Source organism: Pseudorhodoplanes sp. (assembly GCF_035565855.1).
Classification (GTDB): Bacteria; Pseudomonadota; Alphaproteobacteria; order Rhizobiales; family Xanthobacteraceae; genus Pseudorhodoplanes.
On sequence record NZ_DATMRX010000318.1, the window covers coordinates 1 to 10,706 of the forward strand.

Annotated in this window: 11 protein-coding genes and 1 pseudogene; 11 read left to right on the forward strand and 1 reads right to left on the reverse strand. The window is 63.3% G+C overall.

The genetic code is table 11. The features are described from left to right. On the forward strand, nt 1–730 hold a 730-nt coding region (locus VN004_RS18100; protein ID WP_325612997.1), incomplete at its 5' end, for a DNA-binding domain-containing protein. Between the two features lie 50 nt (nt 731–780). Next, a complete protein-coding gene (locus VN004_RS18105) occupies nt 781–1,197 on the forward strand; it encodes a DoxX family protein (protein ID WP_325613020.1) in 417 nt (138 codons plus the stop codon). 41 nt (nt 1,198–1,238) lie between these two features. Here VN004_RS18105 and VN004_RS18110 read toward each other — a convergent pair whose 3' ends face one another. Next, nucleotides 1,239–1,733 (reverse strand): MarR family winged helix-turn-helix transcriptional regulator, encoded by a 495-nt coding sequence (locus tag VN004_RS18110; protein WP_325613000.1) that lies wholly within the window; start codon nt 1,731–1,733, stop codon nt 1,239–1,241. Between the two features lie 159 nt (nt 1,734–1,892). Between VN004_RS18110 and VN004_RS18115 the strand changes: the two genes are divergently transcribed. The 9 genes and pseudogenes from VN004_RS18115 (at nt 1,893) to VN004_RS18155 (ending at nt 10,632) form a co-directional block, all read left to right on the forward strand. After that, a complete protein-coding gene (locus VN004_RS18115; RefSeq protein WP_325613003.1) occupies nt 1,893–2,417 on the forward strand; it encodes a flavin reductase family protein in 525 nt (174 codons plus the stop codon). 51 nt (nt 2,418–2,468) lie between these two features. Continuing rightward, nucleotides 2,469–3,548, forward strand: a complete 1,080-nt coding sequence (locus VN004_RS18120) for an LLM class flavin-dependent oxidoreductase (protein ID WP_325613006.1) — start codon at nt 2,469–2,471, stop codon at nt 3,546–3,548. A 122-nt stretch (nt 3,549–3,670) separates the two neighbouring features. Continuing rightward, nucleotides 3,671–4,927, forward strand: coding sequence for an amino acid ABC transporter substrate-binding protein (locus VN004_RS18125; RefSeq protein ID WP_325613008.1), 1,257 nt, complete (start codon nt 3,671–3,673; stop codon nt 4,925–4,927). Between the two features lie 67 nt (nt 4,928–4,994). Beyond that, nucleotides 4,995–5,426: a YciI family protein gene (locus VN004_RS18130; protein ID WP_325613010.1), complete on the forward strand. Its 432-nt coding sequence runs from the start codon at nt 4,995–4,997 to the stop codon at nt 5,424–5,426. A gap of 43 nt (nt 5,427–5,469) precedes the next feature. Further along, on the forward strand, nt 5,470–6,360 hold the full coding sequence (locus VN004_RS18135) for an NAD(P)-dependent oxidoreductase (protein ID WP_325613012.1): 891 nt from the start codon (nt 5,470–5,472) through the stop codon (nt 6,358–6,360). 41 nt (nt 6,361–6,401) lie between these two features. Continuing rightward, a complete protein-coding gene (locus tag VN004_RS18140; RefSeq protein ID WP_325613014.1) occupies nt 6,402–7,358 on the forward strand; it encodes a VOC family protein in 957 nt (318 codons plus the stop codon). A gap of 14 nt (nt 7,359–7,372) precedes the next feature. Then, the gene (locus tag VN004_RS18145) at nt 7,373–8,281 is read left to right on the forward strand and encodes a fumarylacetoacetate hydrolase family protein (RefSeq protein ID WP_325613016.1); all 909 of its coding nucleotides are present in this window, start codon (nt 7,373–7,375) and stop codon (nt 8,279–8,281) included. Between the two features lie 47 nt (nt 8,282–8,328). After that, nucleotides 8,329–9,330 carry an ABC transporter substrate-binding protein gene (locus VN004_RS18150; protein WP_325613018.1) on the forward strand — a complete coding sequence of 334 codons (1,002 nt, stop codon included), beginning with the start codon at nt 8,329–8,331 and terminating at the stop codon, nt 9,328–9,330. Nucleotides 9,331–9,493: 163 nt separating this feature from the next. Continuing rightward, nucleotides 9,494–10,632: pseudogene (locus VN004_RS18155) on the forward strand (hypothetical protein). Nucleotides 10,633–10,706: the final 74 nt, after the last annotated feature.

The window sequence follows — 10,706 nt, forward strand, 5'->3', positions numbered from 1 at the left end:
CACCTCGCACAATGCGCGAGGGCCGCAGCAGCGCTTTGCCATCTACCGCAATAATGTCGTGGCCGGTCTGATCAATGCCTTGCGCGCGAAGTTCCCGGTGACCGAGCGGATCGTGGGCGAAGCATTTTTCGCCGCGATGGCGCGCGTGTTCGTAACCGCCCATCCGCCGCGATCGAAAATCCTGCATCGCTATGGCGACGATTTTGGAAACTTCGTTGAAGGGTTCGAACCGGCCGCCGCCCTGCCCTATCTTGCCGATGTCGCACGGCTCGAAGCCGCGCGCACCCGCGCCTATCACGCCGCAGATGCCGGGCCCCTGCCGCCGACAGCTTTCGCAAAGATCGATTCGCAAAACGCCGGCCTCTTGCGACTGACGTTGCACCCGTCGCTCCAGATTGTGCGCTCGGCTTATCCGATCGTGACGATCTGGGGCATGAATGCCGGCGAGATCGCGCTCGGTCCGATTAACCAGAGCGCGCCCGAAGACGCCATGGTGATGCGTCCCTCTTTTAACGTCACCGTGCGCGTCCTGCCGCCGGGCGGCGCGACCTTCATCGCGGCTTTGCGAGACAAAGCGACTCTCGCGACCGCCAGCGAAGCGGCAGCAGCAAGCGATGCGCGCTTCGATCTCACGGCCAGCCTTGCCCTCCTGATCGATGCCGGAGCGATCGTGGCTTTCGCAATGGATGACCGTGATCGCACGGGATCACACAAGGACATCGCATCATGACCGATGCACAGCTTTCGATCCGCCCGCAGACCGGGCCATCGGGCCTGATCATGCGTGGCAACGCGCTGATGGCCGCGGTCCCGTACTGGTTCGTCGCGGCGATCACGCGCGTGTCGGTGGCGGCGGTGTTCTGGCGCTCGGGGCAGACCAAGGTGGACGGCTGGCACGTCAGCGACGCGACGCTGTTCCTGTTCAAGGACGAATACAAGCTGCCGCTGATCGAGCCGACATTCGCCGCCTATCTCGCAACCTTCGCCGAGCACCTTTTCCCGGTCTTGCTGTTGCTCGGGCTGGCGACGCGGCTGTCGGCGCTCGCGCTGCTGGTCATGACGCTGGTCATCGAGATCTTCGTCTATCCGGATGCGTGGCCTACGCACGGCACCTGGGCGGCGTGCTTTCTTCTCCTGATGGCGCAGGGCCCGGGCAAGCTCTCGCTCGATCACCTGATTGCGCAGCGCTGGCGCTAAGAGAGACGAGCCCCCGCAGCCGCCCGGAAGCGCGGCACGTCTCAGCGCGATGCCGCGCGGTCAGTCTCGCCTTGCGCGCTGCGATCGTCCGTCTCGTCCTTGGCCATGTTGCGGTACATCCGCCGCAAGGTTTCGCGGGTGATCGCGAGATCGGCAGCGGGAATGCCCGCGGTCGCCGCGGCCTCGAGCTGACGCGCCCGCGGAATCAGCCGGTTCACCAGCGCACGGCCCTTCGCGGTCAATTCCACGCTGACCTCGCGGTTGTTGGTATCGGACCGGGTCCGGCTGACCAGCTCGAGGTTGACCAGCCGCGTGATCAGCCGGGACATGGTCGAAACATCGATCGAGGACGTCTCCGCGACGTCGATCTGCCGCTGGCTGCCATTGACCGACAGCGCGGCGAGGACGCGCCACATGGCGATGGACAGGCCGTGCGGCGCGAGTTCGGGCTCATATCCCGTGACGAAGCCGGCGCCGACACGGTTGATCAGATACGGCAGGTAATCCGACAGATCGAGTTGCGGGCGGTCAACCATTCCGCGCTCCTGATGGCGTCCTGCTGTTATGCGAGGCGGCGATACCGTGTCAAAAGGTCAGCCCTGCTGTCCAAATCGTGCATTTACAACTATTGCACATGCAAGTATTGTCGCGCAAACGATAACCGGGCCCCAGGTGGCTCGCACGGGGAACGCACGATGAGCGAGCTTCCGCACGATCTGCACGGCCGGTTCCGCACTGCGATGCGCCGCCTGACCAGTGCGGTCAGCGTGATTTCCACCGTCCATGAGGGCGTGCGGCACGGCATCACCGTGACCTCGGTGACCTCCGTCTCCATGACGCCGCCCTCCTTGCTGTTCTGCGTCAACCGCAACTCGCGCCTGCACGATCCGGTCATCCGGTCCGGCCGCTTCTGCGTCAACATCCTGCACGCGCATCAGATCGAGATTGCCGATGCGTTCAGCGGCCGAACCCATGGCAGCGACCGCTTCCTGTGCGGTGAATGGGCGAGCGACGACAACGACACGCCGTACCTTATTCCGGCCCAGGCCAACATCTTCTGCGAGGCCGACGCCATATCGAGCTATGGCACCCATTCCATCGTCATCGGCAAGGTGCTTCAGGTGGCCGTGCGCGGCCAGGTTGCTCCGCTGCTTTATCAGGACGGCCAATACACCGTCGGGCTCGGAGATGGCGTCGACTGGGTGGTGCCGGTCGGCTGACATCGACCGGCGCGCCGACCGCAAGAAACAAAAAGCTCAAGGAGAACCAGCATGGAATTTGGATATTTCACCCTCTCTGACAACCACTATGAGGGCAACACGCGCGACGCAAACCAGTTCGTGCAGGATCTCACCGCGGAAGCGCTGTATGCCGACCAGCTCGGCATGCATTCGGCCTGGATCGGCGAACATCACTTTAATTCGCTCGGCGTCAATTCGTCGCCCGAAATGGTGCTGGCCTATATCGCGGCGCAGACCAAGCATATCCGTCTCGCCCCAGCGGTCACCGTGCTGCCGCTGCACAATCCGATCCGCGTCGCCGAACAATGGGCAACCCTCGATCTTCTCTCCGGCGGCCGCGTTGATTTCGCTGCCGGCCGTGGCTATGACCGGCGCGAATACATTCCGTTCGGCGTCTCGTTCGAGGACAACCAGTCGATCTTCGACGAAGGCATGGAGGTCGTGCGCACGCTCTGGAATTCGGGCGGCAAGCGCATCGACCACAAGGGCAAGCATTATCAGTTCGAGGACGTGCGGATCACCCCGCAGCCGCTGCAGAATCCGATGCCAATGTATGTGGCGTCGTTCTCCAAGCCCTCGATCGAGCTCGCCGCGCGGCTCAATTGCGGTCTGATCGTCGCGCCCTTCGCGGCGGCCATGAGCTTCGGCGGACTGAAGCAGGTTGCAGACCTCTATCATGAGAGCTGCGCGAAATACGGCACCAAGCCGCACCGGCTGATGTGCAGCTACTTCACCCATTTCGCCGACGACGAGGCCAGCGAGAAGGCGCAACGCGCCCGCCAGATCCGCTACTACAAGGAATGCGTCATTCCGTCATTCCCCGGCGATCCGCGCACCGCGCCCCCGAGCTACCGCTATTTCATCGACATGGTCGAGCGGCTGCACAAGGTGAAGCCGGAAGACCTCACCGAGAATTCGGTGCTGATCGGAAACTCGGCGCGGATCACCGAAATCCTGAAGAAGGTTGAAGCCGCGGGCTTCCAGGAAGTCATCCTCTACTTCAATGTCGGCATGAAGCCGCACAATCAGGTGAAGGAAGAGATGGACCGCTTCATGAAGGAAGTGGCGCCGAACTTCCAGGGCAAGCATCTGGAACGCCGCGCCGCCTGAACCGGCTGCGGCGTGACGTAGCGCGAACGAAGAGGGGTTCGATCAACACTGGACCGCAATCGACCGATCTGCAAAATTGCTGATCGGGAAACAAACAAAGCGAATTCCAAAGGGAGAGAACGATGACGCTCAAGACGTTCGCTGCATTCGCAGCGGCAGCTTTCATGGCTGCCGTTGCACCTGCATCGGCGCAGACGCCCGCCCCGATCAAGGTCGGATTCAGCATGACCCTGACCGGCAACACCGCGCCCGCCGGGCAACAGGTGCTGCTGGCGCTGCAAATCTGGCGCGACGACGTGAATGCCAAGGGCGGGCTGCTCGGCCGTCCGGTCGAGCTTGTCTATTATGACGATCAGGGTTCACCGGCGAACGCGCCGGGCATCTATTCGAAGCTGGTCGATGTCGATAAAGTCGACCTCTTGATTGGACCATACGGGACCAATGTGATCGCGGCGGCGCTGCCGGCGCTGGCCCCGCGCAATCTCACCACGATCGGAATTCTGGGCGTCGCCTCCAATCACGAGATCAATTACAAGAACTACTTCTCGATGATCCCGTATGGCGAAAACGCCATTCACGAATTCACCCGCGGCTTCTTCGAGGTCGCGGCCGCGCAGAATCCGAAGCCGAAGACCGTCGCGATCCTTGGCGCCGATGCCGAATTCGGCAAGAACGCCACCGACGGCGCGCGCGCCAATGCCAAGGCCGCCGGCCTGCAGATCGTCTATGACCGGCTTTATCCGCCGACCATCACCGACCTTACGCCGGTGGTCCGAGCGGTGAAGGCCGCCAATCCCGACATCGTGTTCGTCAGCTCCTATCCGCCGGACACCGTCGGCTTCATTCGGGCCGCCGCGGAAGCCGGGCTCTCGCCCAAGCTGATGGGCGGCACGATGATCGGCCTTCTCGCCACCCCGCTGCGCGTTCAGCTCGGGCCGTTGATGAACGGTTATGTCAACGCGGCCGACGTCTTCGTGCCGAGCTTCGTGCAAACGATGCCGGGCGCGGCCGATGCGTTCGCCAAATACCGCGAGCGCGCCAAGGGGCAAAAGATCGATCCGTTCGGATATACATTCCTGCCCTACGGTTACTCGGCCGGTCAGGTCCTGGCGCAGGCGGTGGAAGCGACCAAGAGTCTCGATCATCAGAAGATCGCCGACTATATCCGTAGCAACAAGTTCCAGACGATCGCCGGCGAAGTCTCCTTCGGCAAGAATGGCGAATGGGCCAAGCCTCGGCCGCTCCTGACGCAATGGCAGAATGTGACCGGAAATGACGTCGCCCAGGCCGCCGATCCGAAAAACTGGGTTGTGATCTGGCCGCAGGAATACGCAAACGGAAAGCTCATTTATCCGTATGAAGCGGCGAAGAAGCAGTAAGCCGCCGCTGCGCAATCGCCGGACAGCGCGCAACGCTGTCCGGCTTCCTCGCATTGCGAACCGGCCCGTGCGTCCACGGCCAGCCGCAAGTGCGGCTGTAACGCCATCCGCCTCCGCGGCACCCACCCTGCAGCAGCAGGTCGCGCAGCTCACGAGCCGCATGCTGCGCAAGAAACTCTTCATGGTGACCTATGTCAGCAAGGTCGCGCCGGACAAGCTCGCACCGCTTCTGCCGGATCATTTCGCATACATGACCGAACTCGCGCGCAAGGGCGTCCTGTTCGCGGCAGGTCCCATCATGCACGAGAACGGCGCACCGACCGGCAATGGCATGGCGCTGTTCAACGTCGCGGATGCCGGCGAAGCCCGCCGCCTCGCAGGCCAAGATCCGTTCTACCTGCACGGACTGCGCGATTTCGACGTCAAGGAATGGATTTTCATGGAGGGGTCGATGACCCTCACCCTGAACTTTGCCGAATGCACGCTTGGCGTCAGCTGAGCCCAACGATGCGCGGACGAATAAGACGAATAAGGGAGGAAATATGCAGACCATCGGCTTTATCGGCGTCGGCAATATCGGCACCGAGATCAGCAAGCACCTGATCGCCAGCGGCTATCGCGTTCTTGGCTATCGGCGCAGCTCCCTCGCCGAGTTCGAAAAGCTCGGCGGTGTCGCGGCCAAATCTCCCGCGCAGATCGCGCAGGAGGCCGACATCATCTTCTCCTGCCTGCCGGGCGGCGACTCTCTTGATGCGGTCGTGACCGGACCTGACGGCCTGCTGCAGACCGCGCGCAAGGGCCAGATCGTCGCCGAACTCGGCTCGCATCCCCTGCCCGCGAAGGAACGCCAGGTCGCCCGCCTTGCCGAAAAAGGCGCGATCTTCCTCGACGGCGAGGTCAGCGGCACGCCCGGCATGGTGGCGGCCAAGAAGGCGCCGATCTATCTCGCGGGCGATGCCGAGGCCTGCAAGGCGATCGAGCCGGTGGTGAAGACCTTCGCCGATATCTGCATGTATTTCGGCCCGTTCGGAGCGGCCAGCAAGATCAAGTTCGTCAACAATATGCTGGTCACGATCAACACCGCCGCGATCGGCGAAGCGGTCTCACTCGCGCTGAAGGCCGGCCTTGATCCCGAGATGATGATCAAGGCGATCTCCGCAGGCAGCGGCGGCTCGGTGCTGTTTCCGATCCGCGCGCCGCGGATGGTGCAGAAGAACTTCATCCCGCCGCAGGGCACGTTCGAAATGCTGTCGCACTATTTCGACTATATCGAGGACATGGCGGATAGCGCGGGCGCCGCAACGCCGCTCTTCGATCTTGCCTCAGGGCTTTACGAACGCGGCATCAAAAACGGCCTCGGCGGGCATGACGTCGCCGCGGTGATCGAGGTCATCGACGATATCGCCAAGGAGCAGCGCCCTGCCAAAGGGTGACGGTCCGGACCAACAGCAATAGCCGAAAAAGGAAGTACTCCATGGACAATTTCCAAACCGCGGACTCGCCTGCGCAATATCTGGGCCCCTTCAACGCCGCGCGCCCGCTCGGGATCGATCGCGGGAATTACATCGCGCTGCAGGCGGACGATCCCGCTGCCGCTGCGCGCTTTGCCCAGGACAATATGGGTTTCTATCTCGTCCACGTGGACAAGGAAGGCCGGCATTATCTCAGCGCCCACGGCCTTGACCCCTACTCGCTTGTCTATACGCGCGGCCAGCAGGGCCGCGTCGACCACATCTCATATGTCGTACATGACATCGAAGACCTGCTGGCCGCGGCCGAACTCCTCGAACAATCGCACATTCCGGCCGACCGGCTCGATCAATCGCCGATGTGGCGGCATGGTCCGGCCTTGCGCTTCCGTAACCCGAGCGGGCAGACCATCGAACTGACGACCGGCGTCAACACACCGGTCCCGATGGGCGCCGCGGTCTCGGCGCCGCAAACGGCGCCCGCGCCGATCTCTTTCGATCACGTGGTGGTCCGCGCAACGGACGTGCGTGGAGGATATGAATTCGCATCGAAGGTGATGGGCCTGAAGGAATCGGCGCGGATCGTGGCGCCGGATGGCATCCCGGTGCTCGGCTTCTTCCGCTCGCACACCCTGTTCCATTGCTATGCGGTGGCGCGCTCGCAATATGACGGGCTGCATCACGTGCAATTCACGCTGAAGAACCCGCAGGCGATCCACGCCGCCTACGAGCGCATGAAGCAGGGCCGCCAGGTCAAGCTGCTATGGGGACCGGTGCGCCACGGCCCGGGCCACAATGTCGCGTATTATTTCAACGACTATACCGGCTCGATCATCGAATATTCGGCCGAAGAGGAGATCATCCTCAACGACGCGACCTATGTTCCGCGCGCCTGGCCGGTGACCGATCCCTATTCCGCCGACGAGTGGAACCGCTCGCCGATCCCCGAGGTGATGATGTAGCCGGTCGATCAGCCATGACAACGCCCTTCACGCTCGCGACCTTGCGCTTCGGTGCGGTCCAGGCTCCGGCCATTGGCGTTGGCGATGCCTTCTGGCCGCTCGCGGCGGCGGCACAGGTGGGCATCGCCGGGCTCGACACCGACATCAAGGGCGTGTTCGTGAACTGGCCGGTCGCGTTTCCTGCCCTGCAGGACTTCGCGGCCGCTGCCGCAGCGGGTCGGGTGCCAGCCTCCTTCGCGGTGCCGGCCGCGAAGGCCGATCTCGCTCTGCCGATCCAGTTTCCGAACAAGCTGATCGCTGTCGGCGCCAATTACGAAGATCATCTGCGTGAGATGAACGCCGTGATCCCGAAGGGCGAGCGGCCGGTGATGTTCATCAAGCCGCCCACCACGGCCCTCACCGGACCCGGCCCGGTGCCGATCCCGGACGGCTGTTCGCAATTCGACTGGGAGGTCGAACTCGCGGTGATCATCGGTACGCGGATGCGCAAGGTCTCGCGCGCCGACGCCATGGCGGGTGTCGCTGGCTATTCGGTCTCCGTCGATTACACGGCGCGCGACTATTTCTTTCCCAAGGACTATTTCTTCAAGGCGGACTTCCTGCTGGGCAAGGGCCAGGACGCGACGACGCCGCTCGGTCCCGTCATCACGCCGGCCGCCTTCATTCGCGATCCGCACGATCTGACGATCACGCTGTCGGTGAACGGGGCGATCAAGCAGAATGCCTCGACCGCCGGCATGATCTACCGGATCGATGAGCAGATCGCCGCGATCAGCCAGTTCGTCACGCTTGAGCCGGGCGACGTGATCCTGACCGGATCACCGGCCGGGGTCGGCCTGCCGCGCGGCGAATTCCTGCATCCCGGCGATCATGTCGTCGCAACCGCGGAGGGCGTGGGCGAACTCCACATGACGATCGTGTAACGCACTTCTCTCTCTAACCAGAACACAACAAGGCAGGAGGAAGACCAATGAGGACGATCGGTTTTGCAGGATTGTTGGGAGTCTTGGCGATGGCGCTCGGCGTGACCCCTGCAGCGGCTCAGGCGACGAAGACTCTTGAAGTCATCGTGTTCCCCGGCGGCTTCAACTGGCCGATCTGGGCGGCGCAGGACAAGGGCTTCTTCGCGAAGAACGGCGTCGAGGTGAAGGTGGTGCCGACGCCGAATTCGCAGTTCCAGCTCAAGGGCCTGATCGAAGGCAAGTTCGACATCGCGATGACCGCGATCGACAATGTCATCGCCTATAGCGAGGGCCAGGGCGCGACCAAGACCGAGGTCGAGCCGGACATCTTCGCATTCATGGGCGGAGACAATGGTTTCCTCCGCCTTGTCGCGACGCCGGATGTCAAGGATACCGCCGACCTCAAGGGCCGGAAGATTTCGGTCGATGCGCTGACCACCGGCTATGCCTTCGTGCTGCGCAAGCTTCTGGAAAATGCCGGACTGAAGCATGACGACGTGGAATTCGTCAGCGCCGGCGGCGTGGTCCAGCGGTTCCAGGCCCTTCTGAAGAAGGAGCATGCCGCAACCTTGCTGATCTCACCGTTCGAGGTCGGTGCCGAAGCGCAGGGCTTCAAGCGGCTCGCCAATGCCGATGAGGCGCTCGGCCGCTATCAAGGCCTCGTCGGGGCGACCCGCCGCAGCTGGGCGAAGCAAAACGAGAAGGAACTGATCGGTTATATCCGGGGCTATACGGCAGCGCTCGACTGGCTGTTCGACCCGGCCAACAAGACAGAGGCGATTGCCATCCTGCGCAAGAATGCGCCGAACCTCACAGAGGAACAGGCAGCACGATCCTACGACGTGCTGCTGCATCCGACCAAAGGCTTCACGCGCGGGGCCGTGCTGGATGTCGATGGCGTCAAAACGGTGCTGCAACTGCGCAGCCAGTACGGCGAGCCGCGCAAGCAACTGACCGATCCGGCCAAGTATTTCGATCTGACCTACTACAACAAGGCGAAGGCCAACTGATCGACCGCTGGATCGCGGGCAACGATAGCAATCACACGAGCTGCCAAGGAGCCGCGATCGTCTGGGGTCGCGGCTCCTTGCATTTTACGATCTCCAATGCACTCGGATTCAGATGCCGCCGGCCCCTTGAAATTCGCCGCCGCCCGGCCAACCATGAGGCCCGATGCGCGTCAGTTCACCCCTTGATCCTGCGAAATTCAGCGTCAGCCCTGAACGCGGCTTCGTGCCTCAGACCGACCCGCTGGATGCACTGCCGCCGCGCTATGCGGCTTTCGACGAGTTGGTACCGATCCTGCCGGCGCTGATCATGAACCGCGAGGTGCGGCGCTGGATCGCCGCGCTTTCCGAGATGGATGTGGATGCGCTCTCCGGCGAGGCCGAACAGGAGCGCGCCGTGCTGATCCTGTCGGCGCTGACCATGGCGTATGTCTGGGGCGGGACGGAGCCGGACTTCACCCTGCCCCGCAACATCGCCGTCCCGCTCGTCACCTTGTCGCAGCGCATCGGTCGGCCACCGATCGTGATGCATGCGACGCTCGTCCTGAACAATTGGCGACGGCTCGATCGGTCGCGACCGCCCGCGCTCGACAATCTCGACACCCAATTTGTCTTCACCGGATCGTTTGACGAGAAGTGGTTCTATCTCGCTACACTGGGCGTGGAGCTTGCCGGCGCCCCGGCTGTCGCGGCGCTGACGGCCGCGGTCAACGCGTCACGCCACGACAGCGATCAACCGCTGGCCGATCGGCTGGGTTCGCTCGAGGCGGGTCTCCGGGAGATGAACGCCGCGCTGATGCGCCTGACCGAGCGCTGCGACCCTACGTCTTCTATCACCGCATCCGGCCCTTCCTCGCCGGATGGCCGGCACCGGGGCTGACCTATGCCGGCACCGGCTTGCCGCCGCAGGTCTGGGCTGGCGGCAGCGCGGCGCAAAGTTCGCTCCTGCAATCCATCGACGCCGGTCTTGGCATCCGGCACGAGCATGCGCATACGCGCGATTTCCTCGACGCCATGCGGCAATACATGCCGCCGCGCCATCGCGCCTTCGTCGCAGCCCTCGGCGAGGCGAGCGCGATCCGCGAGCGCGCAGCCAAGGGCACGCCCGCCTTGCGCGATGCCTATAATGCCTGCATCGCTGCGACCGATGCCTTCCGACGCAAGCATATCGGCCTCACCTCGCAATATATCGTCAAGCAGGCGACGACCCATGTCGGACCCGGCACGACCGGGACCGGCGGCACCGATTTCGTGGCGTTCCTGCGCGAGTCACGGATCGAAACCGCGCGCTCTGAGCTGGAATAGCGTCTTCGCGCCGGGAGGCTTGCACAAGCAAGCCGGGGAGCCTGCTCGATTCGAACCCTCTTGCGATTGAGCTG